The following is a 24,793-nucleotide window of genomic DNA, read 5'->3' as shown; positions in this document are numbered from 1 at the left end:
CGCTAGGACTTCGCGGTGGTGGTCTTGGGCGCGAACGACTCGACCACGTCGGTGTAGCGGTCGCGGGTGTCGACCGCGTGCCCGACCGCCCACACCGTGCCCTTGCCGGGCAGGTAGGCCACCGCCTGGAGGCGTACGCTGCTGCGACCCCGCATGGCCCCGCCGCGGATGGTCGCGCACTCGCCCTTCTCGCAGCGCAGCATGAACGGCTCGGCGGCCCGCGCCGGGTCGTAGCCGGTGATCCAGTAGCGGCCCTTGCCGTCGCCGGTCACGCCGTAGAGGCGGGCGTCGGAGACGGGCGTCGGCTGCTCGCTCCAGCGCTTGCCGTTCCAGGTGAGCACGAGCGGCGAGACCTCGCCGGGCCCGCGGTAGACGCCGCCGACGGCCACCGCCCGCTTGGCGCTGTCGACCTGCAGGTCACGCAGGTAGCCGCCGGGGATCGAGGGCACCGGCATGGACTTCCACGAGCCGCCCGAGTAGTGCACGATCAGCGGCTCGGAGCCGGTGTCGCCGACGGCGAACCCGCCGGCCACCGCGTAGAGCGCGCCCTTCTCCTTGGTCTGCTGCGCGGTCCAGGAGTTGCCCTGGCCGGTGAGGATGAGGCCCTGCTGGTCGCGGCTGCCGACCGCCACGACCCGCCCCGGCTTGGCGTCCACGCCGCCCAGCCAGTCTCCCGCCCGCAGGATCGGCGTGTAGGGGCGGTCGTCACCGGGGACGCCCTGCGGCCTGATCCGGTCGAACCCGCTGACGTCGCCGTGGGCCAGGTACGGCAGCCCGTCGTGCCCGTCGCCGACCGCCCACACGTCGGACGGCCCGGCGACGGCCAGCCCGCGCAGGTTGCCCGCGGCGGTGGCGTCGCGGATGGAGACCTCGGACCAGCCGCTGCCGTTCCAGTGGCGGATGGTGCCGCGGTTCTTCCAGACGTCCCAGATCTCCTGCTGGCCGACCGCCCACACGTCGTTGGAGGAGACGGCCAGCACGTCGGACAGTGAACCGTCGGCCTGCAGGCGCGCGCTTGTCGACTGCTGCCACGCCTCCATGGTGGCGGGGCGGCGGGGTTCGGCATGCGCGGCGGGCGTGACCTGCGTCAAGGCCACGGACGTCGCCAAGAAGAAGGAGAGCGCACGCCGCTGATGGCGACGGGTCATGAGCAAATGCTACGGGCTGGGGGGCCGGTCTTGCCCGTTAGTGCCCAACTCGCAACTCTGCGACAACAGGCAGATGGTCACTGGCCCCGGCCAGATCGGCGATCGGGGCGTCCACTCCCCCGCACGACACGACACGCGCCTCGCGCGCCGCGAACACGCCGTCGATGCGCACGGAGGGCCGGGCCGCGGTGAACGTCAGGCCGTCGCCCTTCGGCGCCACGGCGTGGCAGTCGGCCAGCCGTCCGGCCAGGTAGCGCCAGGCGGGCTGGTGCGCCTGCTCGTTGATGTCGCCGCCGAGCACGATCGTCGCGCCGAACCGGGTGGCCGCGCGCTCCATCAGCGCCATGGCCTCGGCGGCGTGGTGCACCCTGGCCGGGCCGTTGAGGTCGAGATGGAGCGAGCCGACGGCCAGGCGGACTCCCTCGATCTCCACCACGGCGAGCGCGAGCGCGCGCCGTTCCAGCCCGGTGAAGGCCCGCAGCGCGCGGCTCTCGGCGTGCCGCACGGCGACGCGCGGGCCGGTGAGCACGGCCACGCCGCCGACCCGGCCGGGGGTGGCCACGCGCAGGCCCGCCGCGGCGGCCAGGGCCTCGCGCCTGGCCCGCCAGCGGACGACCTTGGGAGCCTCCTGCAGGCACAGCACGTCGGCGCGCATGGCGGCGATGACCCTGGCCAACGCGGGCACGCTGTCGCGCAGCCCGCGTACGTTGTAGGTGCCGACCCTGATCGTCAGCGCTGCCTGGCCAGGTCGGCCGCGCCCACCACCCCCGCGGAGGCGCCCAGCTCGGCCAGCCGGATCTCGGCGAGCGGCCGGTGCCCGCGGCCGGTGAGCTTCTCGGCGAAGGCCTGCCGGGCCCGGTCGATGAACAGGTCGGCGGCCCGCGAGACGCCGCCGCCCACGATGAAGCAGCCGGGGTCGAGGACGGAGGCCAGGTCGGCCATGCCCTGGCCCAGCCACTCGGCCAGGCTGGCGAACGCGGCCAGCGAGGCCTCGTCGCCCAGCCGGGCCGCCTCGGTGATCTCCTCGCCCTCGATCTTGCCGCCGGCCAGGCCGAGGAGGATCTTCGCCTGCTCCGGGTGGTCCTCGGCGATCTCCCTGGCGTCCTTGACGAGGGCCTGGCCGCTGGCGTACTGCTCCCAGCAGCCGACGTTGCCGCAGCCGCACTGGCGCCCGCCCGGGAGCACCTGCATGTGGCCGAACTCGGCGCCCATGCCCCAGCGGCCGCGGTAGAGGGCTCCGTCGACGACCAGGCCGCCGCCGATGCCGGTGCCGAGCGTGATGCAGACCACGAAGGACTGGCCGCGCCCGGCGCCGAACCTGCTCTCGCCCCACGCCATGGCGTTGGCGTCGTTCTCGACCACGACCGGCAGGCCGACGAGGCCGCCGATCTTCTTCTGCAGCGGCTCCTCGCGCCAGGCGAGGTTGGGGGCGAAGCGCACCATCGAGCGGGTCTCGTCGACGAACCCCGCCGCGCCGACCCCGACGGCCTCGATCTGCCTGCCCGCGCTGAGCTCGCGAACGACATCGGCCACCGTCTCGGCCACCAGGTCGGGGCGGTCGGCGGCGGTGGGCCTGAGTGTGTGTTCGACGATCACGCCCTTGTCGTCGACCACACCGGCGGCCACCTTGGTCCCGCCGATATCGACACCGATCGTGAGCATTGGCCCCTTTTCTCCCTATCCCAGATCTATGTGTTCCACGTTGCCGCCGCCCTCCGGCCGGCTGGCGCGGCGGTCCTGCGTGTCCTCGCTCGGCCCGCGGGGGGCGGGCCTGCTCAGCGAGTCAAGCGCGCCGCGGAACGCGGCGAACAGCTCCCCGCCCGCGGCCATCAGGTGCCCCGTCACGTCGGCGCCCGACTCGCGCTGGGCCGCGATGGCCCTGCACCACGGGCAGGCCCGGCAGATGTACTCGTCGTGGGGCTCGGACACCGCCTCTTCCCACACGTCGCGCTCCCTGCGGGCACCCCCGCCGGTGAACGAGTTGAACACGCTCTTGCCGACCTGGCGGGTGGCCCGCCCCTGGATCGACTCGAACAGCTTGCGTGCCTCGTCGGCGACGGTCCCGATCGGGTCTCTGTCGTTGCCGGTGTTGCTCTCGGTCATCTCGCCCTCCCTACGTATGGGTCGCTCATCCTCCTCAACTCCTCAGGACGCGGATTCGCTCCCCGGGCTGAAACCTACCCGCAGCACGCCGTCGCGGAGCGCGGCCCCGGTGATCTTCCTGCGGGCCAGGGCCGCGGGCAGGGCCAGGATCCTGCGGTAGGGCCCGGCCGTCACGATCAGCTCGTCGCCCTTGCGGGCCAGGTCGACGTCGCCGCGGTCGGCGCCGGGCAGGGCCAGGACCAGCTCGTCGGCGTCCATCCGCAGCGGCGGATCGACGGCGTGGGCGGCGAACGGGTCGGACTCGGCGTACATCGCCTCGCCCACCTCGGCCAGCGCGTCCTTGCCGACGGGCTCGGCGGGCAGGTAGGGGATGACGTGGATGGGCAGCGGCGCGAACGACTGCTCCGCCTCGGCCAGCAGCCTGGACTGCGCCGCCGCCCACTGGGCGCGCCACTCGTCGGCGCCGTCGGAGGGGAAGACGCGGTTGGCGATGACGGCGTCGACGCGGTAGCCGTACAGGTTGAGCGAGGTGAGGGTGCGCCTGGCCTCGGCGAGCACCACGGACTCGGGCGTGAGCACGAGCCGCACGGAGGCGTGGTCGCCGGTGAGCAGCTCGCGCACCTCCATGAGGCCGCGGTGCAGGCGCTCGCCCGCGCTCATGACCTCCTCGCCGGGCGCGCTGACGTGGGCGACGCTGCGCACGAACGGCGAGACGAGCCTGAGGAGCCTGCGGCCGACGGGCATCAGCTTGCTGACGTGCCAGTCGAGCGCCTCGGGCAGGGCCAGCAGCCGCAGCGTCTCGGCGGTGGGCGCGCAGTCGACGACGATCACGTCCCAGCGGCCCTCGCGGGCGTGCTCGCGCAGCTCCAGGAGGGCGATGACCTCCTCGGCGCCGGGCAGCACGGTGATCTCCTCGGAGGTGATCTCGTCGAGGCCCAGCTCGCTCAGCACGCCCCTGGCGTACTGCTGCAGCTCGCCCCAGTGGCGCTCCAGCGACTTCTGCGTGTCCACCTGGTGGAGGTGCAGGCCCGGCGCGATCTCGCCGGGCTCGACGTCGAGCGCGTCGGCCAGCGAGTGGGCGGTGTCGGTCGAGACGATCAGCGTCTTGAGCCCGCGCCTGGCGGCGAGCGTGGCCGTCGCGGCGGCGGCCGTGGTCTTTCCGACGCCGCCCTTTCCGGTGAAGAGCAGGACCCTCGGGCTCAACTCAGCTGCCTTCGACGCGCTTCTTGAGGCCCTTGAGCGCGGTGTCCACGATCACCTTCTCGGCCTTGCGCCTGATCATGCCGATCATGGGGACGCTCAGATCGACCGTGAGCTCGTACGTCACGTCCGTGCCCCTGCCCGTGTCGGCGAGCAGGTAACTCCCCCGCAGCTCGGAGACCATCTTGCCCGGCTCGACCACCTGCCAGCTCACGTGGTCGTCCTGCCAGGTGTAGCCGAGGGTGTAGGTGTCACTGATCATCCCGGCGTCGAGGACGAAGCGCACCGTCTCCGGCCTGCCCTGTCCGTCGGTGGTGAGGACCTCGGCGCTCTTGACCTGCCCGGCCCAGTCGGGGTACGAGGGGAAGTCGGCGATGACCGCCATGACCTCGGGCCGGCCTGCGCTGATGGTGGTGCTCGAAGTGGTGCGATCAGCCATGCGACCACCGTAATGCAGAATCCCCTCGTTGCGGTGGATCGCCCGGCGCGGCCCACCGCAGGCCGGGTCACCATTCGAGGACGAAAGGCACACCCCTCCCCCGGAAGTGGCCCACGTTCACGCATTCGGTGCGCCCGACGCGCGTGCGCGCGTAGAGCGGGTTGTGCACGTGGCCGAAGAGCGCGTAGCGCGGCTGGGTCCGCTCGATGGCCGCCAGGGTGGCCTCGCTGCCGCGCTCGAACCGCCTGGCCACCACGTCGTAGAGGAGCTCGGGCACGGCCGGCGGGATGTGGCAGCACAGGACGTCCACCTCCCCGACCGCCTCGACCTTGGCCGCGTACTCCTCGTCGCTGATCTCGTACGGCGTGCGGTAGGGGGTCTGGAGCCCGCCGCCCACGAACCCGAACCGCAGGCCGCCGATCTCCGCCACCTGCCCGTCGAGCACCTGGAGGCCGGGCCTGAGGTAGTCGCCCCACAGGCGCGGCAGGTCGACGTTGCCGTAGGTGAGGTAGGCCGGGGTGGGCATGGCGGCGAAGAGGAGCTCGTACTGGGAGCGCACGTGGCGTTCGATGTGCTCGCGCGGGTCGCCGTCGAGCGTCGCCCACAGGCGCGCGGACATGGCCCTGGCCTCGTCGAACCGCTTGGCCGTGCGCAGCGCGATGAACTCGGCGGCCCGCTCGGCGCCGAACAGGGTGGGGAAGATGCCCTGCGCGTGGTCGTCGTAGTCGACGAAAAGGATCAGGTCGCCCAGGCAGACCAGCGCGTCCGCCCCGTCGCCCGCCCTGGCCAGCGCGTCGACCCTGCCATGGACATCGCTGACGACATGGACCCTCATGGGCAAATCCTACTGAGGGTGGCTGCTAGCGTGAGCTGTGACACTACCCGCCCGTAACTTGACGCGGTAACGTCCAGGCGGTCCCCGAAGAGGAGATGATCCGTTGCGCGAGTACAGCGTTCCCGTCCTGGTCGATGTGCCTGCCTCCGCAGGCCTGTCCGACACCGTGTTCAAGCGGGCCGAGCAGGAGCCGGGCGCCGTGATCATGCGCCGCAAGACGGACTCCGGCTGGCCCGTGGTCACCGCCTCCGAGTTCCGCGACCAGGTGGTCGAGGTGGCCAAGGGGCTGATCGCGGCGGGGATCTCGCACGGCGACCGGGTCGCGCTGATGTCGCGCACCCGTTACGAGTGGACGCTGGTCGACTACGCCATCTGGACGGTCGGGGCGGTCACCGTACCGATCTACGAGACGTCCTCGGTCGAGCAGGTCAGGTGGATCCTGACCGACAGCGAGGCGAAGGCGGTGTTCGTCGAGCTGGACGAGCACGAGGAGACCGTCAGGGAGGCCGCGCCCGAGCTGAAGCCGGTCTGGCGGGTCGACGGCGCCCTGGAGGCGGGTGACGTCTCCGACGCGGACGTGGATCGGCGGCGCGAGCAGGTGGGCATCGCCGACCTCGCCACGGTCGTCTACACCTCGGGCACCACCGGACGGCCCAAGGGCTGCCGCATCGCCCACGACAACCTGCTCTTCACCGCCCGCAACGTGCTGCGCGGGCCGCTGGAGCCGCTGTTCGCCACCAAGGACCCGGCGGCCCTGCTGTTCCTGCCGCTGGCGCACATCCTCGCCCGGATCATCCAGGTGGTGCTGATCGAGGCGGGCGCGGTCATCGCGCACACCCCCAACATGAAGAACGTCGCCCCCGACCTGCAGGACTTCAAGCCCACGTTCCTGCTGGGCGTGCCCCGCGTGTTCGAGAAGGTCTACAACGGCGCCGAGCAGAAGGCCATCTCGGGCGGCAAGGGCAAGATCTTCGCCAGCGCCGTGGACGTGGCGATGGCCTCGAGCCGCGCCTCCGCCGCCGGCGCGCCGCTCGGGCTCCGGCTGAAGCACCTGGTGTTCGACCGGCTGGTGTACACCAAGCTCCGCGCGGCCACGGGCGGCCGCCTGTCGGCCGCCGTCTCCGGCGGCGGCGCGCTGGGCGAGCGGCTCGGCCACTTCTTCAAGGGCGTCGGCATCGAGGTCTTCGAGGGCTACGGCCTGACGGAGACCACGGGGCCGTGCACGGTCAACATGCCGTACGGCAACAAGATCGGCACCGTCGGCAAGCCGCTGCCCGGCGTGAGCCTGCGCATCGACGACGACGGGGAGATCCTGGCCAGGGGCCGGAACGTCTTCCCGGGCTACTGGAAGAACGACGAGGCCACCGCCGAGGTGATCGACGCCGAGGGCTGGTTCCACACGGGCGACATCGGCGAGCTGGACGCCGACGGCTACCTGCGGATCACGGGCCGAAAGAAGGAGATCCTGGTGACGGCGGCGGGCAAGAACGTCGCCCCCGGGCCGCTGGAGGACGCGCTGCGCGCCCACCCGCTGGTCTCCCAGGCCATGATCGTCGGTGACGGCCGGCCCTTCGTCGCCGCCCTGATCACCCTCGACCCCGAGGCCCTGCCCGACGGGGCCTCCGCCGCCGAGTTGCGCACGGACCCGGCGGTGCTGGCGCAGGTCCAGGAGGCGGTGGACCGGGCCAACCTGCTGGTGTCGAAGGCCGAGCAGATCAAGAAGTTCACGATCCTGGACCGGGACATCACCGAGGACAGCGGGCACCTGACGCCCACGCTCAAGGTCAAGCGCAACCTCGTCATGCGCGACTTCACCAAGGAGATCGACGGGCTCTACGACGGGAAACACTGACGGCTCAGGGGCCGTCGTGGTCACGCGGGGCCGGGCGCCTCGGCGATGAGGAGCTCGCCCACGTGCCCGGCCAGCTCCTCCCTGGCCGGCTGCGGCAGGCCTGAGTCGCTGACGAGCACGTCCGCCTCGCGCAGCTCGGCGATGGTGCTGATGCCGACCGTGCCCCACTTGGTGTGGTCGGCGGGCACGACGAGCCTGCTAGCCGCCTCCACGAGGGCGCGGTCGGTCTCCGCCTCCATCATGTTCGGGGTGGTGAAGCCGGCCCTGACGGTCATGCCGTGCACGCCGAGGAACAGCAGGTCCACGTTGAGCCGGTGGATCGCGGCCACCGCCACCGGGCCGACCAGCGCGTCCGACGGGGTGCGCACGCCGCCGGTGAGCACGACCGTCTGGTCGCCCCTGCCGGCGTGGCGGAAGACCTCGGCGACGCGCACCGAGTTCGTCACGACGGTCAGGGCCGGGACGGCGGCCAGGCGGCGGGCGAGCGTCCACGTGGTGGTGCCGGCCGAGAGCGCCACGGTGGCGCCGGGCCGCACGAGGGCGGCGGCGCGGCGGGCGATGGCCCGCTTCTCCCCCTCCTGGCGCACCGATTTGACCGCGAAGCCCGGCTCGTCCGTGGAGCCGACGCTGGTGGCGCCGCCGTGCACCTTGGCCAGCAGGCCGCGCCCGGCCAGCAGCTCCAGGTCGCGGCGGATGGTGATGTCGGAGACGCCGAACGCGCGCACCAGCTCGACCACGCGGACGCCGCCGTTCTGCCTGACGAGCTCCAGAATCGCCTGCTGACGCTGCTGGGCGAGCATCGCATCACCAGATCCCGACAGGTTCCGACACCGGTTCGATCGCATCATGACACGGCGTGGCCGCTGGGCAAGGTCATAGAAATGTGCGTTGACAGTTGGAAATGTTGGGTTTTCGCTGAATGAAGGTGAGTGAAGTCGGGGGGATTTGAAGGGTCCGGCTAGGAGGAACCCATCATGGACCAACGTCTGCCGATCTCCCGTCGCCATCTCCTGCTCGGAGCCGCCGCGCTCGGCGTGCCGGCCGCCCTCGTCGGCTGCGGCTCCACCGACACCCCGGCCCCCGCCGGCGGCAAGACCGCCGGCAACCTGGGGACGGTCACGATCGGCTCCAACGCCTCCGACGAGATCCCGAAGAAGTCCCTGGATACCCAGGTCAAGGCCTTCACGCAGGCCACGGTCAAGATCAACACGGTGGACCACAACACGTTCCAGGAGAACATCAACCGCTACCTGCGCGGCACGCCCGACGACGTGTTCACCTGGTTCGCGGGCTACCGGATGCAGTTCTTCGCCGCGCAGGGGCTGGCGACCGACGTCTCGGACGTATGGCGGGAGATCGGCGGCGACTACACGCAGGCGTTCAAGGACCAGTCGACCGGGACCGACGGCAAGCAGTACTTCGTGCCGGCCACGTACTACCCCTGGGCGGTCTTCTACCGCAAGAGCGTCTGGCAGGAGAAGGGGTACCAGCCGCCGGCCACGCTGGACGAGTTCACCGCGCTGGCCAGGAAGATGAAGGCCGACGGGCTCATCCCGATCGCGTTCGCCGACAAGGACGGCTGGCCGGCGATGGGCACGTTCGACATTCTCAACATGCGGATCAACGGCTACGACTTCCACGTCTCGCTCATGGCGGGCAAGGAGTCGTGGACCGACCCGAAGGTCAAGCAGGTCTTCGACACCTGGCGGGGGCTGATGGAGTACCACCAGCCGGCCGCGCTCGGCCGCACCTGGCAGGAGGCCGGCCAGTCGCTGGCGCAGAAGAAGACCGGGATGTACCTCCTGGGGATGTTCGTCGCCCAGCAGTTCCCCGAGGCCGACCGCGCGGACCTCGACTTCTTCACCTTCCCCGAGATCAACCCGGCGTACGGGACCGACTCGATCGACGCGCCCATCGACGGCTACATGATCTCCGCCAAGGCCAAGAACGTGGACGGCGCCAAGGCGCTGCTCAAACAACTCGCCCAGGCCTCCTCGCAGAACATCGCCACGAAGCTGGACCCGGGCACGCTGGCCGCCAGCTCCAAGGCCGACACCTCCGGCTACAGCGCCCTGCAGAAGCGCGGCGCCGAGCTGGTGTCCAAGGCCACCCACATCGCGCAGTTCCTCGACCGCGACACGCGGCCGGACTTCGCCTCCACCGTGATGATCCCGTCGCTGCAGTCGTTCGTGAGCAAACCCGGCGAGATCGACTCCCTGCTGGTGAGCATCGAGAAGCAGAAGGCCAACATCTTCCGCTGATGGCAGTCAAAACCCGCCGCTACTCCGCCCGCGACGTGACCATCCTGGTCATCGGGCTGGGGATGGCCATCGTCGTCAACGTGGGCCTCATCTGGGGGCCCACGCTGGCCTCCGTCGGGCTCTCCGCCACCGACTGGAACGGCATCGGGCCGATCGAGTGGGTGGGCGGGCAGAACTACCACGACCTGGCGGCCGAATATCCGCCGTTCTGGTCGGCCGTCCGCAACAACCTGCTGTGGCTGGGCTTCCTCGGGCTGGTCGCGACGCCGTTCGGGCTGTTCTGCGCGGTGCTGCTGGACCGGCGGCTGCGGCTGTCGCGCGTCTACCAGAGCGCGCTCTACATGCCGGTCGTGCTGTCGCTGGCCGTCGTGGGCTTCATCGCGCAGCTCGTCTACTCCTCCGACTACGGCGTGCTGAACGCGGTGACCGGGCTGACCGTGGACTGGCTGGGCGACAGCTCGATCAACATCTGGGTCGTCATGGTCGCGGCCGGGTGGCGGCACGTCGGCTACGTCATGATCATCTACCTGGCCGGCCTGAAGGCGGTCGATCCGGCGCTGAAGGAGGCGGCGGCCATCGACGGGGCCGACGAGCGGCAGGCGTTCTTCCGCGTGGTGTTCCCGACGCTGCGGCCGGTCAACGTGATCGTGCTGGTCATCACGGTGATCGAGGCGCTGCGGGCCTTCGACATCGTCTACGCCATCAACAAGGGCAGGAACGGGCTGGAGCTGCTGTCCGTGCTCGTCACCGAGAACATCGTGGGCGAGGCCAGCAGGATCGGGTTCGGCTCGGCGATCGCGGTGATCCTGCTGGTGATCTCGCTGGGGTTCATCGTCACCTACCTGTCGCAGATGTTCAGGGAGGAACGATGACGCTCACGGCCCCGCCCGCCGCTCCCCCGGCCCAGGAGCGGCGCGCGCCGTCCCGGCGTCCGGTGCGGCCGCTGCGGATCCTGCTGCACGCCTTCCTGACGCTGGTGGCCCTCGGGTGGCTGCTGCCGCTCGCGCTGGCCGTCTACGCGTCGCTGCGCCCGTACGAGGAGACCGCCCGCCTGGGCTACTTCTCGCTGCCCGAGCACCTCACGCTCGGCTACTACGGGCAGGCGTGGTCCCAGGCCGAGCTGCCCCACTACTACCTCAACACGTTGATCATCGTCGTGCCCGGCGTGCTGATCACGTTGTTCATGGCGTCGTTCACGGCCTTCGCCATCGCGCGGCTGCGCATTCCCGGGCGCAGGGCGCTGCTGATCGTGTTCACCGCCGGGAACCTGCTGCCGCCGCAGGTCCTCATCACCCCGCTCTACACCCTCTACACCCTCGTCCCGCTGCCCGCGTGGCTGTCGGACTCGCAGTCGCTCTACGACTCCTACCTGGGGCTGATCCTCGTCCACGTGGCGTTCCAGTTCGGCTTCTGCGTGTTCGTCATGGCGAACTTCATGCGCACGATCCCCGAGGAGATCACCGAGGCGGCGCTGGTGGACGGGGCCTCGGTGTGGAAGCGGTACTGGCGGCTGACGCTGCCGCTGTGCCGTCCGGTGCTGGCGGCGCTGTCCACGCTGCAGTTCACCTGGATGTACAACGACTTCCTGTGGGCGCTGGTGCTGATGTCGTCGGGCGACAAGCTGCCGGTCACCTCCGCGCTGAACAACCTGCGCGGCCAGTTCTTCACCGACTACAATCTGCTGGCCGCCGGGTCGGTGCTGGTGGCGCTGCCCACGCTGATCGTCTTCCAGCTCCTGCACAAGCAGTTCGTCGCCGGTCTGACGCTGGGGGCCACGAAGGGTTAGAGGGGGCTAGAGGAGATTGCGGAAGCGGGCGGCCACGTGCTCCCACGCCCAGTCGCGGGCGATCCAGTCACGGCCGCCCGCGCCCATCTTGCGGGCCTTGTCGGGGTCGGTCAGCAGCTCGACGATCGCCTGGGCCACCTCGCCCGGGTCCTCGCCGTCCACGACCAGCCCCGTCTCGCCGGGCCGCACGGCGTCGGGCGCGCCGCCGGACGCGCCCGCCACCACCGGCAGCCCGGTGGCGGACGCCTCGAGGAACACGATCCCGAGCCCCTCCACGTCCACCCCCTTCCACCGGGTACGGCACGGCATCGCGAACACGTCGGCGGCGGCGTAGTAACCGGGCAGGCTCGCGGCCGGCACCGTGCCGGTGAACCTGATCGACTCCCGCCCCGCCGCCAGGCGTTCCAGCGTCCTGCGGTGGGGGCCGCCGCCGACCAGCAGCAGCACCGCCTCCGGCACCGAGCGCAGCACCCGGGGCCAGGCCCTGATGAGCTGGTCCTGGCCCTTCCTCGGCACCAGCCGCGACACGCACACGACCACCGGCCTGCCGTCCAGGCCCAGCTCCGCCTTGGGCGCGTCGGGCCGGAACTGGCCGACGTCCACGCCGGGCGCCAGCCGTACGAGCTTGCCCGGCGGGACGGCGGCGACCAGGCGGCCGCGCGTGTACTCGCCCAGGTACGTCACCACGTCGGCGTGCTCGCCGATCCTGCGCAGCACGGCGCGGAAGCCCGGCGCGCTCGCCCACGACGCCTCGTGGCCGTGGGTGAGCATCACCACGCGCCGCGCGCCCGCCCGGCGCAGGCGAGGGGCGAGCAGCCCGAGCGGCGCCGCCGCCCCGAACACCACGGTCTGCGCGCCGTGCTCGGCCACCAGCCTCGCCGCCCTGCGGGCGACGGCCGGCGTCGGGAGCATGAGCCGCGTCGGATGCCGCACGATCGGGAACGGCTGGAGCTCGTCGAACTCCTCGCAGCCCGGCCAGGCGGGCGCGTAGACGACCACGCCCGGCGTGCGCAGCGCGAGGCCGTGCACGAACGACTGGATGCCGCCCGGCCTGGGCGGGAAGTCGTTCGTGACGACGAGCACCTTGGGCCCCGCACCCGGCGTCGCTCCTGCCGCCGCGCTTGTCACCGCACGGGTCGCCGCGCGGGTCGCCGCACGTGTCACTTCACGTGTCACTTCACGGGGACGCCGTTCAGCTTGGCCCATGCACGGGCCATCGCGATGCGCTCGGGGCTGGAAGGATGGGACGCATAGAGCACATATTCCACCGCATCCGGCGACAAGTCGGAAATATTGGTGACTGCCAGGCGTTTCTGCATCGCTATGAACGTGGCCGGATCGTGCGTGAGGTCCAGCGCGTGCAGGTCGGCCCTGGCCTCGATGTGGCGGCTGATCAGGTTCTCGGCGGGACTCATGAGCAGTGAGCCGAAGGTCATCAGGCCTATGACCGCGCCGACCGCGCGCGGATCGCCCAGGCCTGTGACGCCGGTGCGGCGGCGTACCAGGCCGAACACCCAGGACAGCAGGATCGCGCCCAGCGCGGCGCCCAGGGCGCCGATGAACGTGCCGTAGAGCACGTCGTCGGTCTTGGCGTGGCCCAGCTCGTGCGCCACGACCAGCTCGACCTCGGCCTTCGGGGCCTTGAGCAGCGTGTCGTAGACGACGATGCGGCGCGTGGCGCCGAACCCGGACACATAGGCGTTCAGCGCCGTCGTCCTGCGGGAGGCGTCGGCGACCAGCACGTCCTCGACCGGCACGCCGTCCCGCTTGGCCATGTCCAGGAGCTCGGTGCGGAGCTGGCCCTGCTGCATGGTCGTGAAGTCGTTGAACAGCGGCTCGAACACCACCGGGTAGACGAACGACGCCAGCACCGTCAGCGCGAACGCGCCCACGGCGGCCGGGATCCACCACCGCCTGAACCTGCGGGCCAGCGCCACGAGCACCAGCAGCATCAGGCTGAGCATGAACGCGTCGACGCCTATGTTCTTGAGCCGGTCGCTTGCCCAGGACCCCCAGGTCTGGATGGACAGGCCGTAACCGCGCAGCAGCGTCTCGCCCCACATGGCGATCGGCAGCTTGATCAGCTGGGTGAAGAGGGTGATGACCACGACGCCCAGCACCACGCGGAGCCACCAGGGGCCTTTGAGCCACGCCACCAGCTTCACGCCGAACGGCGTGGCGACGAGCAGCCCGGCGATGATCAGCGTGAGGGCCAGCGAGAGGTAGGCGGGCAGGGTGCTGGCCGCGTCGAACGCCTCGGACCTGGCGATCTGCGCGGCGGTGAAGTCGCGGGCCGGGTCGGGCGGTCCGGAGGTCAGGAGGTGCCAGGGGGTGCTGAAGGCGGCCACGGCCGCGATCACCAGGCCGAGCAGCACGGCCGCCACCGCCGCCTGCCGCCTCAGCCGGCGCTCGCCGTCGGACTCCGGCGGCCCTCCCCCGTTCACGGACACACCCTCACTCTGCCCCCGTCTTCCGCCCCCGCTCTCCCCCTTCACGAACACCCCGCCACCGGCCACCGAGCCCGCGCTCTCCCCTTTCACGGACGCGCCACCCCCGGACGTCGGGCCGACGCCCTCCCCCTTCACGGACGGGCCACCTCCCGGCATCGGGCCGGCGCTCTCCCTCTTCATTGACGCGCTCTCACCGTGACCGCGCGCCTCGCCACTCAGAGCCGTGGCGCCTCCGGCCTCCTCACCCTCCTTCGACGCCTCTTGCGACGCGTCGTCCACGTTCCGCCGTTCGCTCATCTGCCTCCCCCTCACGCGAGCCGGTCTCGCACGTAGTCGCGCCACCGTGCCGTCAGCGTGGCCGCGGAGAGGCCGAGCGCGGCGAGTGCTCGGTCTACGCCGCCCGCGCGGGCGTCACGGTAGAGCCTCACCAGCGTCCCCTCACCGAACCGGTCAGCCAGGAAGCGACACGCCAGCCAAGCCTCCTGGTACGCCCGGGCGAGCCGGACGGGGTCCCGCCCGTCAGCCGCGAAAGCCGCAGGTCCGGGCAATTCCCTCGGCAGCCTCCCGGCCCGCACCTCGGCGGCGAGCTCGGCGGCCGCGGTCCTCACGGGGAGTCCGGAGTCGCGATAGCCGACGTAGTCGGCGAACCCCTCATAGAGCCATGGGGGCAGGCGGTCGGTGCCGGCGACGACGTGGGTGAGCTCGTGGGCGAGTACGACGTCCTTGCCGGTGGAGTTCAGCCTGGCGAAGAACTCGGGAACGATGATCACGCGCCCGCGATCGGCCACCGCCGCCAGCCCGTCGACCCGCCCCACCCCGGCCAGCCCGGCCGCCTCGGCGGCGGACGAGGGAACGACTACGAGCGGTCGTACTGACCTTCCGAGCACCGCCGACACCCGCTGCCCCGCCCGATCAGCCCTCCGCGCGATGTCGCCGAGCTCGGCGGGGGTGATGTGCCGGCCGACGACCACGGACCGCGCCCCACGGACCACGACCTCGCCGTCACCCCACAGGCCGCGGACTTCGGCGGGAAGGATGGGGGAATCGGGGGTGGGGGCGCTGGCGGGGGTGACGGCGAGAAGCAGGACGGAGACGATCGCGGCCCGCCGATTCACCTGCCCTGACACGATGCCCGATCGTAGCCGCCCGCCGGCCCTTGACCGGCCACTCCGCACCCCCTTGAGAACCGCGCGCCCTTGAGAACCGCCCACCCGCACCGCATGCGGTGGCTGCGCGCCAGAGGACCGCACACCGCGCGCCATCGAACGGGGAGCCTGGCCCGCGAGCCGAGGGTCATTGGACCGAGGGTCGTGGGGCCGTGAGCCGTGGCGCGGGAAGCCGTGAGGCGGGTGGGGTGGGTGGGTGGGGTGGGGTGGCTGTTTTGAGGGGGTGCCGTTGCGGTGGGTGCGTTGTGCGGGTCAGCGGGCGTCTCCCTGGAGGCCCTCAGCCAGGTGCGGCGGGTGGCGCCGCCCGTGCTCCGCCGTAAAAAATGAAAGCAACAATGGGAGAGCCCCGCCCGGAGGAGCCGGGCGGGGCTTCTTCACATGCCGGGACGGACAGCGCCGACGAACGACGCCCGCCGCCATCCACTCAGCTTGTCGATGCGTACCCGTTCGCCTGTCCGAGGCGAGTGGACCATCTTGCCCTTGCCGACGTACATGCCCACGTGGCCGAGCCCCCTGAAGAACATCAGGTCGCCGGGCCGGAGGTTCCGCCACGAGACCTTGTTCTTGCTGCGGGCGAACTGGCTGGCCGCCACGCGTGGGAGCTTCACCCCGGCCTTCTTCCAGGCGTACTGGACGAGGCCGGAGCAGTCGAACGAACCGGGGCCTGTGCCTCCGTACCGGTACGGGTCACCGACCTGGTTCTTGGCCACGGAGACCGCCTTGCGGGCCTTCGCCTTCTGACGGGCGACCTTGGCCGCCCTCAGCGCCGCGGCCGAGGTCGTCTTCGAGGTTCCGGCGGTTGCGGCCGCCTTGGTCGTCGAAGCCGAATCGGTCGTGGCAGCCTGAGCCGTTGGGGCATGGAGGATCGCACCTCCGGCCGTCACGGTCATCGTGAGCGCTACGCCACTCAGGGCAATGCGGGACAGACGGGGGTTATGCAGGGAGGTAGACAGGATTTCTCCTTGACTCTTCCACGAATGCCTACCGGGTTAGCTGACGGATTCGGGCCTGGAAGTCGCCCTACGGCGCGATGTGCGCGCCGATTCACCCCCTGATCCCTGGGGAACTGGGATCGCTGGGTCCCCGGCTCCGTGCCTCCTGGCTGCACGGATTCGGCAGGCCAACCGTCCCGACCAACGTGTTGATATGGGGACATTTGGGCGGTTGACCAGCGGATCTTTATCTGTCTCACACCGGGAGAGACCGGTGCGGGTTCGCGGGGGACATGGCTTGTTCACCGCGACGTCGCCAGAAGCTACGCCGAAGGGTCAAGGATCGGCAAAGCGGGACACCGCCTGTAAAGATCAGATAGTGGAGTCAGTAAGGAGGGAAATCCCTGCTGGAACACCAGGTTCCGTTATCGAAATGTGACGCTGCTCACATTTGATTTCGCGCCCGTTTGTCAGGCCCCAAATGTCGTGTTTGTCACACTTGTTGTGGCTCGTCAGGCGTGCTGGATCGTTCCCATCACTCATCAACCGAACCTCGTTCGGTTGATGCGATCAACGATTCGGCGTCGTAGCTACGGGCGGATGGCGCCCACGAGGCGGCCGCCGTACGACGAGAGTTTGACGACCTTGACCACGTCGCCCGTCTGCGGCGCGTGAACGATTTTCCCGTCGCCGGCGTAGATACTGACGTGACCCAGGCTCGAGCTGAAGATGAGGTCCCCCGGCTGGAGGGCGCTCAGTGAGACCTTGCGGCTCGCGCCCCAGGCCCACTGCTGCCAGGTCGTGCGCGGCAGCGACACGCCCGCGGCGCGCCACGACGCCTGGGTCAGGCCGGAGCAGTCCCAGCCGCCCGGGCCCGTCCCGCCGAACACGTACGGCTTGCCCACCTGGGCGAAGGCGAAGCGCAGGACGGCGGCGGCGTTGCCCGAGGCCGGGCCCGTGTACTGGATGCCGACGCTGTTCGGGTTGCCGGGGTTGTAGGCGCCCAGCTTCTTCAGGAGCTTCTTCTGCTCGGAGATCAGCTTCATGATCTCCGAACGCTCCTTCTCGACCCCGTCCCGTTCCCGGTCGGCCGCCTCCAAAGCCTCCTCCGCCTTGTCGCGTTCGACCTTCAGCCCGCGGTTCTCCCGGTCGAACGCGGCCAGCTTCTCCGCCCGCTCCCGCGAGAGCTGCCCGGCCAGCGCCAGGCTCATCAGGAAGTCGTCGGGGCGGTCCGCACTCACCAGGCCGGGCAGGGAGGTCACGTCGGTGCCGAGCTTGTAGCTGTCGACGGCCATGCCGATCACCTGGGCGCGCAGGTCCGCGACCGTCGCCAGCTTGGTCTTGTAGCGGTCGTTCAGCTTGGTGTAGGCGCCCTTGGCGGCCTTGTACCGCTCGGTGGCCGTGTTGAAGCGGTCGACGACCTTGTCGGCCTTGTCGTTGAGCTTGTCGAGCTTGGCCTTGGCCTGTCCGAGGGTCGGCCGGGGATCGGCGACGGCGGCTCCCATGGGGGACAGGACCAGCCCGAACGCGAGACCCGCGGCCACCGGCACCCTGCCAAACCTCACTGTGTCGCCTCCCAGGGATGATATCTGGGGCGAATAGTACAGAAGTGGCGGGTGAGGTCACACGCTATCCACCCAATTCGTAATATCCCTGGCACAGCGCGGCAAATCCGCCCGTAAGGGGTGCAGGTAATCTAGGCCCGGCCCAGCCTGCGCAGCAGCAAGCCAGACGGAACGGGTCTGGCTCCCATCCGCCTGACGGACTCGGCCACCTCGCGGTCCGACGACACCACGGCCATGGCCCGGCCGGGCGGCTCGGCGCGTACGAGCTGGCGGATCAGATCGTCGGCGATCTCCCCCGGCTGGCTGAACAGCACCCGCACCCCGCGCGGCGCCACGACCTGCACCGGGGAGTTCAGCTCGGCCCCGTCGAACACGACGGTGACCTCGACCCTGGTCTGCGCCACCAGCCCGCCGAGCCCGGTCATGAGCCGGGTGCGCTGGTCGGCGAGGGTGAGCGTGCCGTAGCCGGTCTTGGTCACGTTGTAGCCGTCGATGATCAGGTGGACCTGCGGCAGGGCCAGGAGCTGGTCGAGGAGCTGCGGATCGTCGTCGGCCAGCGCCCGCGCGGGCACCCCCCGGACGCCGGGCCGCTCGCCGGTGACCGCGGCGACCGAGTCGGCGGGCCGACTGATCATCGTGGGCAGGGCGAGCTCCCTGCGCAGCCCGGCCGAGGCGTCCTGCAGCGCGTCGAGCAGCACCCGGATGCGGGCGTCCTCGATGCTCCTGCCCTCGCGGGCGGCCCGGCGCGAGGCCTCCAGCTGCTTCTCCACGTCGGCCAGCCGCTCGCGCAGCCGCCGCAGCTCGGACTCGCCCGCGGTGCCCGCGGCCGTGGCGGCCGACCTGGCGTCCTCCGCCGCGTGCTCCATCTCGTCGGCCCGCTGCACCGCGCCCTTGGCCCGCTCGCGGGCGTCGTGGAGCTTGCGCCTCAAATCAGAATTTTCCGCCCGGGCCGCCCTGATCTGCTCGCGCAGCCGATCGGCCTCCTCCTTGGCGGCGGTCTTCTGCGCGGCGAGCTGCTCGCGGAGCCGGGTGACGGCCTCCTCGCGCTCCGACCCCTCGGCCGCCACGGCCGACTGCACCAGGTCCGTACGGGCGACCTCGATCATCTCCGCCCAGCCGGGCGGACGGGTGAGGTAGGCGGCCGCGGCCACGAGCACGGGGTCGGCGGCCGGCGGGACATTTCCCTCGGCCAGGGATGCCACCAATTCGGGCCAGCCGGCCTCCACCGATTCGGCCACCAGCTCGCGGAACTTCTTGTCGTTCTCGAGCTGCGCCGCGATGGGCGCGCTGCCGAGTTTGGCGCGTTTTCGGGGGTCGAACTTGGCTATCCCGCGAAGGGGCGGCGGTATGGAGGCAGCGGGCATCGTCCCGAGGACCTGGGACGCCAGATCGACGACATTGAGCCGCACCTGCTCGGGAAGCGGGCGAGACAGGCCTTCACCCGCTGAACTCATCCCACTTGTCCCTTCGTGACATGCCCTTTCAGACAAGGGTACGGCTGCCGCGTACCTGACCGTAACGGCCACCTCTCTCTAGACAAGCGCTTGGTTGGGGATATACGACTGAGCCGGGACGGGTGTTCACCCAGGAGGCCGACCATGACAGAAGAGATCCGCACCTCCACCCGTGACCTGGTGGAACTGCGCGACAGCCTGGCCCGCTGGCTGCGCGGGAGGGTCGGCGCGAGCGCCTCGGTGTCCGAAGTGTCCAGGCCCGCCGAGAACGGCATGTCCAGCGAGACCCTGTTCTTCACCGCGACCTGGGACGAAGGGCGAACGCGCTGCGTAGCCAGGCTCGCACCTGCGGTAGAAGCCGTTCCCGTGTTCCCCTCGTACGATCTTGGGGCGCAGTTCGAGATCATGCGCCTGGCCAGGCAGAAAGCTGGGATCCCAGCGCCCAGGGCCCTCTGGTTCGAGCCGGACCCGGAACACCTGGGCACGCCGTTCCTCGTCATGGAGCGCGAGGACGGCGACGTGCCTCCGGACGTGATGCCGTACACGTTCGGGAGCTGGCTGCTTGACGCGGCGCCCGCGGACCGGCGCAGGCTGCAGGACGCCGGCGTGGCGGTCCTGGCGGCGCTGCACCGGGCGGAGTTCACACCTGCGGAGCTGGCCCCGTTCGGGGCCGCCGGGTTGCGCGCGCACGTCGAGGCGCAGCGCGGCTACTACGAGTGGGCCCACGGCGAGCGGCCGATCCCGGTGCTGGACCGGGCCTTCCGGTGGCTCGAGTCGCACTGGCCGCGGAAGCCCGGACCCGACGTGCTGTGCTGGGGCGACGCCAGGATCGGGAACATGATGTTCAGGGACTTCACCCCGGTCGCGGTGCTCGACTGGGAGATGGCCGCCGTGGGGCCGCCCGAGCTGGACCTGTCCTGGATGATCTTCCTCCACCGCTTCTTCCAGGACATCACGGTCTCCGCAGGCTTTCCTGGCATGCCCGACTTCATGCGCAGCGAAGACGTTTGCAGGAAATATCGGGAAATCACGGGGTACGAGCCTCGCGACATGGACTTCTACGAGATGTACGCGGCGCTCCGGCACGGCATCGTCATGGCCAGGGTGTGGCAGCGCCGGATCCACTTCGGCGAGCAGCCCCGACCCGACGACCCCGACGACCTGGTGCTGCACCGGGCCACCATCGAGGAGCTCCTGGCCCGCTGACTACGTGCCGGCGTCGTAGACCAGCAGCGCGACCTGGACCCGGTTGTTGAGGTCGAGCTTGGACAGGATGCGCGAGACGTGCGCCTTGACCGTGGGCACGCTCATGTAGAGCTCCCGCGCGATCTCGGCGTTCGACCTGCCCTGCCCCACGGCCAGCGCCACCTCGCGCTCCCGCTCGCTGAGCCGGCCGAGCAGCTTCCTCGCCCGCGAGGTACGGTCTCCCGCGGCGCCGTCGGACACGTGCGTGATGAGCTGCCGCGTCACCGCGGGCGACAGGATCGGCTCGCCCGCGGCCACCTTCCTGATGGCCTCCACCAGGTCGCCCGGCGCGATGTCCTTCAGCAGGAACCCCGCCGCCCCCGCCCGCAGCGCCCGCAGCACCTGAGCGTCGGCGTGGAACGTGGTCAGCACCACCACCTCAGGCGGCGCGGACGTGCCGCGCAGCGCCTCGGTGGCGGTGAGCCCGTCGACGCCGGGCATGCGGATGTCCATCAGCACCACGTCGGGCCGGTGCTCGGCCACCAGCGGCGGCACCTCGGACCCGTCGCCGGCCTCGGCCACGATCACGATGTCGTCGGCGCCGCCCAGGATCATCGACAGCCCCGCCCGCACCATCGCGTCGTCGTCGACGATCAGCAGCCTGATCATGCGTCCTCCCGAGTCGTCTCCACCGGCCAGGGTAGCCACGCGCGCACCACGAAGTCGCCGTCCTGCGTCGCGCCGTGCTCCAGCCGCCCGCCCGCCAGCTCGGCGCGTTCGGTCAGCCCGATGAGCCCGGCCCCGGCGCCCGGGATGTACGGGACGTGGCGCACCCCCACGGGATTGCGCACCTCCGCCGACAGCCCTTCGCCCCGCGTGCCCGAGACGGCGACCGCCACGGGCGCCCCGCCCGCGTGCTTGCGCGCGTTGGTGAGCGCCTCCTGGACGATGCGGTAGACGTTGCGGCCGAGCCCTTCCGGCGCGTCGCCGCCGGCGCGCAGGTCGAGCCGGACGTCCATGCCCGCGTGGCGGCACTCCTCGACCAGCGTGGGCAGGTCGGCCAGCGTGGGCTGCGGCCGGTCGGGGACCGGGTCGTCGTCGCCGCCCGGCCCCGCGTGGCGCAGCACGCCGATGACCTCGCGCAGGTCCTGCAACGCCAGGTGGGCGTTGGTCCTGATCGCCCCGGCCGCCCTGACGATCTCCTCGGCGGGCGCGTCCGGCCGGAACTCCAGCGCGCCGGCGTGCAGGCTGAGCATGGAGATGCGGTGCGCGAGGACGTCGTGCATCTCCCGGGCGATGCGCTCGCGTTCGAGCCGCTTGGCCTCCTCCGCGGCGCTGTCGGCCCGCTGCCTGAGCGACCAGACGAGCTGCCGCCGGGCCCTGACCACGACGCCCCACGCGAACACGGTCAGCATCAGCGCCAGGGACAGGGCCACCATCTCGCCGCGCTCCGCGTCGGTGTGGTACCGCAGCAGGATGAAGGGCACGAGCGTGACGAGGGAGAACAGCATGACCGGGCCGGAGACCTTGAACGGCCGGTGCACCGCCACGGTGAACAGCCCGACGACCGAGGCCCCGCCGGCGAGCTCCAGATAGGACGAGAGCAGGGTGGCCACCAGCGCGAACCCCACCGGCCAGCGCCGCCGCAGCCACACCGCCACGCACGACAGCGCGCCCACCACCTGCTCCAGCAGTTGCAGCGGCTCCGGCTCGTCCTGGAGCTCCGGCAGGGTCATGACCGTGATGCCGCACGCGAGCAGGAACATGACGATGTCGACGATCCAGTCGCGGGTCGAGCGGCGCACCCGGCCGCCCTCCCTGCCGTCGCCGAGCAGCACCGACGGCAGCGCCCACCGGTATTCGTGCGTCACGTTCATCGAGATTAGGCCCTGCCGAGGGTACGGCGACAGCGACCAAAGTAGCTGCCGCGCGAGACCTACGGCCGACGCGGCCCCCGTGACCCGTGGACGACGCTGGGGACCATGAAAATGGTGCTGACGCTGCTCGGCTGGCTGCTGCTCCTGCAAGGAGTGGGCGGCCTGCTGAACACCCTGTTCGGCTGGTGGCGGTGGGCGCACGACCTGCTCGTGGTCAACCGGCTGCCGTTCCTGGAGGGCTACGAGGTGTTCGCGGCCATCGTGATCGGCGTGCTCGGGTTCGTGCTGCTGGCCGTGGTCGACTCGGGTAAGAACGCGGAGAGCGGCAGATGAACGCGGGCACGCCGGCCGGGCTGCGGCCGCCGCGCAACCAGGCCGATCCGCGGGCGGTCGCCTGGTGGACCGCGCAGGGGCTGATCCTCTTGGTGCCGGTGGCCGCCGGCGCGGTGGCGGCGTACTGGATCCTCACCTCGCGGCCGGTCTGGCTGGGGGCGTGCGTGGCGCTCTTCACGGCGGGCTGCGTGGCGCTGGCCGTCCTGGCGCCGCGGGCCACCTACCGGGTCGAGCGCTGGGAGGTCACCGACCAGGCGGTCTACACCCGCAAGGGGTGGCTGACCCACACCTGGCGGGTGGCGCCGATGTCGCGGATCCAGCGGGTCGACACCGCGCGGGGGCCGGTGCAGCGGCTGTTCGGGCTGGCGGACGTCACGGTGACCACGGCCTCCTCCGCGGGGGCCATCAAGATCGAGGCGCTGGACCACGAGGTGGCGGCCGAGCTGGCCGAACGCCTCACCGCCCTCACCCAGGCCACGCCGGGGGACGCCACGTGAACGACGACCCCTTTCTTGAGGAGGGCTGGCGGCGGCTGGCGGGGCGGAGCCTCCTGGCCTCGGCGGTCAAGTCGCTGGCGATCGTCGCCGGCGTGGTGGCCGGTCTCCTGCGCTTCCTGACGAGCCGGGACTGGCCGATCGGCGGGATCGCGGCGGTCTGCGCGGCGGCCGCGACGCTGGTCGTCTCCGCCGTGGTGGCGTATGACGTGGCCAGGCTCCGTACGACGCGCTGGCGGCTCACCCGGGAACGCCTCGAACTGCGCTCGGGCGTCACTCTCCGCCGGCACCGCTCGATCCCGCTCGACCGGGTCCGCAGCGTGAACCTGCGGGCCGACCCGGTGGCGCGGGTGTTCGGCCTGACCGTGGTCAAGGTGGGTACGGGCGAGCACGCGGCCGAGGGGACCGAGCTCGTGCTCGACCCGCTGACCAGGCACGAGGCGGAGTCGCTGCGCCGTACCCTGCTGCGCCAGGACGAGCGGCCCGCGTCCGGCGAGGGGCCGCTGGCGGAGCTGCGCTGGTCGTGGATCCGGTACGCGCCGCTGTCGCTGTGGTCGTTCACGGGGGCCGCGCTGGTGCTCGGGGTGCTCTACAAGGCGCTGAACTCGTTCGGGGCCAAGAGGCTCGTCACAGAGGCGGCCGACGGGCTGTGGGACTGGGTGACGGCGCGGCCGCTGGTGGCGGTCCCGCTGATCCTCGCGGTGAACCTGGCCGTCGGCGTCCTGGGCGCCGTCCTGCTGTTCGCCGAGTCGTGGGGACGTTACCGGCTGGAACGCGAGCCCGGCCGCCTCCGCCTCCACCGCGGCCTGCTGACCACCCGGTCCCTGACTCTGGAGGAGCGCAGGCTGCGCGGCGTGGAGATCAGCGAGCCGCTGCTGCTGAGGCTGGGCGGCGGGGCCCGCGTCAAGACCATCGCCACAGGGCTCGGCAAGGCGGACGAGCACGAGACCGAGGACGCCGCCGCCCTCACCCCTCCCCTCCCCCGCGCCCTGGCCTGGTCCCTCGCCACCAAGATCGCCAACATCCCCGCCACACCCCCGACGCCCATTGCGCCGCGAACGGACGCGCTCGGGCATGCCGCGCCTATGGACTCGCCCTGGCCGCCGGCGGGCGTCACCGGCCACGGCACGGGCCGGCACCGGGCGACCGAGCGTGACGCGGGCGAAGCCGCCGAGCCGGAGGCCAGCGCGGGCGCGCTGGGGATGGGTGCGCTGGTGCCGCATCCGGCGGCGGCCAGGCGGCGGCGGATCGTACGGGCGCTGGTGACGGTGGCCGTGCTGGCCCTGGCCGCCGGCCTGGCGTCCTGGCTGCTCCCGTGGCAGTGGTCCCGGGCCGCCGTCTGGGCGATCCCCGCGCCGGCGCTGCCGTTCGGGATGTGGCTGGCCGTCGAGAGCGCCAGAAGCCTCGGCCACGCGCTCGGCCGCCGCCACCTCGTCACGAGGCAGGGCGCGGTGGTACGCAGGACGATCGCGCTCGACCGCAGAGGCGTCTCCGGCTGGACGATCACCGAGTCGTACTTCCAGCGCCGCAGCGGCCTGCTGACCGTCTCCGCCGCCACCGCCGCGGGCAAGGGCCACTACGACGTGGTGGACGTGGACCGCGGCGACGGTCTGGAGCTGGCGGCGCGGGCGGTTCCGGGCCTGCTCGAACCGTTCCTGGTCCGGGAAAAGAAGTGAGCCGCGTGATCCCCCTCGGTTTGCCCATGCCCCTGTA

General features: G+C 71.3%; 24 protein-coding genes and 1 riboswitch. Of the genes, 8 read left to right on the top strand and 16 right to left on the bottom strand.

Annotated elements, in window-relative coordinates; all coding sequences use genetic code 11:
* Window positions 1-2 precede the first annotated feature (2 nt).
* From AB0L65_RS28950 to AB0L65_RS28920, 7 genes are all read right to left on the bottom strand, one after another.
* Entirely contained in the window at window positions 3-1,148 is a 1,146-nt protein-coding gene (locus tag AB0L65_RS28950; RefSeq protein ID WP_364251254.1) for a hypothetical protein, read from the bottom strand.
* 37 nt (window positions 1,149-1,185) lie between these two features.
* Window positions 1,186-1,833 (bottom strand): endonuclease/exonuclease/phosphatase family protein, encoded by a 648-nt coding sequence (locus tag AB0L65_RS28945; RefSeq protein WP_364251251.1) that lies wholly within the window; start codon window positions 1,831-1,833, stop codon window positions 1,186-1,188.
* 44 nt (window positions 1,834-1,877) lie between these two features.
* On the bottom strand, window positions 1,878-2,810 hold the full coding sequence (locus AB0L65_RS28940; protein WP_364251248.1) for an ROK family glucokinase: 933 nt from the start codon (window positions 2,808-2,810) through the stop codon (window positions 1,878-1,880).
* A gap of 15 nt (window positions 2,811-2,825) precedes the next feature.
* Window positions 2,826-3,251: a DUF5304 family protein gene (locus tag AB0L65_RS28935; RefSeq protein ID WP_364251245.1), complete on the bottom strand. Its 426-nt coding sequence runs from the start codon at window positions 3,249-3,251 to the stop codon at window positions 2,826-2,828.
* Window positions 3,252-3,293: 42 nt separating this feature from the next.
* A complete protein-coding gene (locus AB0L65_RS28930; protein WP_364251242.1) occupies window positions 3,294-4,454 on the bottom strand; it encodes an ArsA family ATPase in 1,161 nt (386 codons plus the stop codon).
* A 1-nt stretch (window position 4,455) separates the two neighbouring features.
* Window positions 4,456-4,890 (bottom strand): SRPBCC family protein, encoded by a 435-nt coding sequence (locus tag AB0L65_RS28925; protein ID WP_350728975.1) that lies wholly within the window; start codon window positions 4,888-4,890, stop codon window positions 4,456-4,458.
* 67 nt (window positions 4,891-4,957) lie between these two features.
* Window positions 4,958-5,725: a metallophosphoesterase gene (locus tag AB0L65_RS28920; protein WP_364251238.1), complete on the bottom strand. Its 768-nt coding sequence runs from the start codon at window positions 5,723-5,725 to the stop codon at window positions 4,958-4,960.
* Window positions 5,726-5,828: 103 nt separating this feature from the next.
* Between AB0L65_RS28920 and AB0L65_RS28915 the strand changes: the two genes are divergently transcribed.
* Window positions 5,829-7,577, top strand: a complete 1,749-nt coding sequence (locus AB0L65_RS28915) for an AMP-dependent synthetase/ligase (RefSeq protein WP_364251235.1) — start codon at window positions 5,829-5,831, stop codon at window positions 7,575-7,577.
* 20 nt (window positions 7,578-7,597) lie between these two features.
* On the opposite strand, the gene AB0L65_RS28910 is transcribed toward AB0L65_RS28915, so the two are convergent.
* Window positions 7,598-8,377, bottom strand: coding sequence for a DeoR/GlpR family DNA-binding transcription regulator (locus AB0L65_RS28910; protein ID WP_364251232.1), 780 nt, complete (start codon window positions 8,375-8,377; stop codon window positions 7,598-7,600).
* 174 nt (window positions 8,378-8,551) lie between these two features.
* On the opposite strand from AB0L65_RS28910, the gene AB0L65_RS28905 reads away from it, so the two are divergent.
* Genes AB0L65_RS28905 through AB0L65_RS28895 form a run of 3 tightly spaced genes read left to right on the top strand, consistent with a single transcriptional unit; the run spans window position 8,552 to window position 11,624 of the window.
* Complete coding sequence (locus AB0L65_RS28905) at window positions 8,552-9,838, top strand: ABC transporter substrate-binding protein (protein ID WP_364251229.1); 1,287 nt, start codon at window positions 8,552-8,554, stop codon at window positions 9,836-9,838.
* Entirely contained in the window at window positions 9,838-10,710 is an 873-nt protein-coding gene (locus tag AB0L65_RS28900) for a sugar ABC transporter permease (RefSeq protein ID WP_364251226.1), read from the top strand. The genes AB0L65_RS28905 and AB0L65_RS28900 overlap by 1 nt, the downstream gene beginning before the upstream one ends.
* Window positions 10,707-11,624: a carbohydrate ABC transporter permease gene (locus AB0L65_RS28895; protein WP_364251223.1), complete on the top strand. Its 918-nt coding sequence runs from the start codon at window positions 10,707-10,709 to the stop codon at window positions 11,622-11,624. The genes AB0L65_RS28900 and AB0L65_RS28895 overlap by 4 nt, the downstream gene beginning before the upstream one ends.
* Before the next feature lie 6 nt (window positions 11,625-11,630).
* Here the strand turns inward: AB0L65_RS28895 and AB0L65_RS28890 are convergent, their stop codons facing one another.
* From AB0L65_RS28890 to AB0L65_RS28865, 6 genes are all read right to left on the bottom strand, one after another.
* Complete coding sequence (locus AB0L65_RS28890) at window positions 11,631-12,707, bottom strand: glycosyltransferase family 4 protein (protein ID WP_364251220.1); 1,077 nt, start codon at window positions 12,705-12,707, stop codon at window positions 11,631-11,633.
* A gap of 89 nt (window positions 12,708-12,796) precedes the next feature.
* A complete protein-coding gene (locus AB0L65_RS28885) occupies window positions 12,797-14,068 on the bottom strand; it encodes a M48 family metallopeptidase (RefSeq protein ID WP_364251217.1) in 1,272 nt (423 codons plus the stop codon).
* A 314-nt stretch (window positions 14,069-14,382) separates the two neighbouring features.
* On the bottom strand, window positions 14,383-15,201 hold the full coding sequence (locus tag AB0L65_RS28880; protein WP_364251214.1) for a hypothetical protein: 819 nt from the start codon (window positions 15,199-15,201) through the stop codon (window positions 14,383-14,385).
* A gap of 413 nt (window positions 15,202-15,614) precedes the next feature.
* Complete coding sequence (locus tag AB0L65_RS28875; RefSeq protein WP_364251211.1) at window positions 15,615-16,130, bottom strand: C40 family peptidase; 516 nt, start codon at window positions 16,128-16,130, stop codon at window positions 15,615-15,617.
* 73 nt (window positions 16,131-16,203) lie between these two features.
* Window positions 16,204-16,368, bottom strand: a riboswitch (cyclic di-AMP (ydaO/yuaA leader).
* 394 nt (window positions 16,369-16,762) lie between these two features.
* Window positions 16,763-17,737, bottom strand: coding sequence for an NlpC/P60 family protein (locus tag AB0L65_RS28870; protein ID WP_364251208.1), 975 nt, complete (start codon window positions 17,735-17,737; stop codon window positions 16,763-16,765).
* A 131-nt stretch (window positions 17,738-17,868) separates the two neighbouring features.
* Window positions 17,869-19,191 carry an NYN domain-containing protein gene (locus tag AB0L65_RS28865; protein WP_364251205.1) on the bottom strand — a complete coding sequence of 441 codons (1,323 nt, stop codon included), beginning with the start codon at window positions 19,189-19,191 and terminating at the stop codon, window positions 17,869-17,871.
* Window positions 19,192-19,335: 144 nt separating this feature from the next.
* On the opposite strand from AB0L65_RS28865, the gene AB0L65_RS28860 reads away from it, so the two are divergent.
* Window positions 19,336-20,397, top strand: coding sequence for a phosphotransferase family protein (locus tag AB0L65_RS28860; RefSeq protein WP_364251202.1), 1,062 nt, complete (start codon window positions 19,336-19,338; stop codon window positions 20,395-20,397).
* Here the strand turns inward: AB0L65_RS28860 and AB0L65_RS28855 are convergent, their stop codons facing one another.
* Both AB0L65_RS28855 and AB0L65_RS28850 read right to left on the bottom strand, forming a co-directional pair.
* Window positions 20,398-21,045: a response regulator transcription factor gene (locus tag AB0L65_RS28855; RefSeq protein WP_364251199.1), complete on the bottom strand. Its 648-nt coding sequence runs from the start codon at window positions 21,043-21,045 to the stop codon at window positions 20,398-20,400.
* On the bottom strand, window positions 21,042-22,253 hold the full coding sequence (locus AB0L65_RS28850) for a histidine kinase (protein WP_364251196.1): 1,212 nt from the start codon (window positions 22,251-22,253) through the stop codon (window positions 21,042-21,044). The genes AB0L65_RS28855 and AB0L65_RS28850 overlap by 4 nt, the downstream gene beginning before the upstream one ends.
* 105 nt (window positions 22,254-22,358) lie before the next feature.
* Between AB0L65_RS28850 and AB0L65_RS28845 the strand changes: the two genes are divergently transcribed.
* Genes AB0L65_RS28845 through AB0L65_RS28835 form a run of 3 tightly spaced genes read left to right on the top strand, consistent with a single transcriptional unit; the run spans window position 22,359 to window position 24,756 of the window.
* Window positions 22,359-22,586 carry a hypothetical protein gene (locus AB0L65_RS28845; RefSeq protein ID WP_350728950.1) on the top strand — a complete coding sequence of 76 codons (228 nt, stop codon included), beginning with the start codon at window positions 22,359-22,361 and terminating at the stop codon, window positions 22,584-22,586.
* Entirely contained in the window at window positions 22,583-23,083 is a 501-nt protein-coding gene (locus tag AB0L65_RS28840) for a PH domain-containing protein (RefSeq protein WP_364251193.1), read from the top strand. Before AB0L65_RS28845 ends, AB0L65_RS28840 begins: the two co-directional genes overlap by 4 nt.
* Entirely contained in the window at window positions 23,080-24,756 is a 1,677-nt protein-coding gene (locus tag AB0L65_RS28835; protein WP_364251190.1) for a PH domain-containing protein, read from the top strand. The genes AB0L65_RS28840 and AB0L65_RS28835 overlap by 4 nt, the downstream gene beginning before the upstream one ends.
* The last annotated feature ends 37 nt before the right edge of the window (window positions 24,757-24,793 follow it).

It is taken from the genome of Nonomuraea sp. NPDC052116 (genome assembly GCF_040680035.1).
In the GTDB taxonomy this organism is placed as follows: domain Bacteria; phylum Actinomycetota; class Actinomycetes; order Streptosporangiales; family Streptosporangiaceae; genus Nonomuraea; species Nonomuraea angiospora_A.
This window is presented reverse-complemented; position numbering and strand designations above follow the sequence as displayed.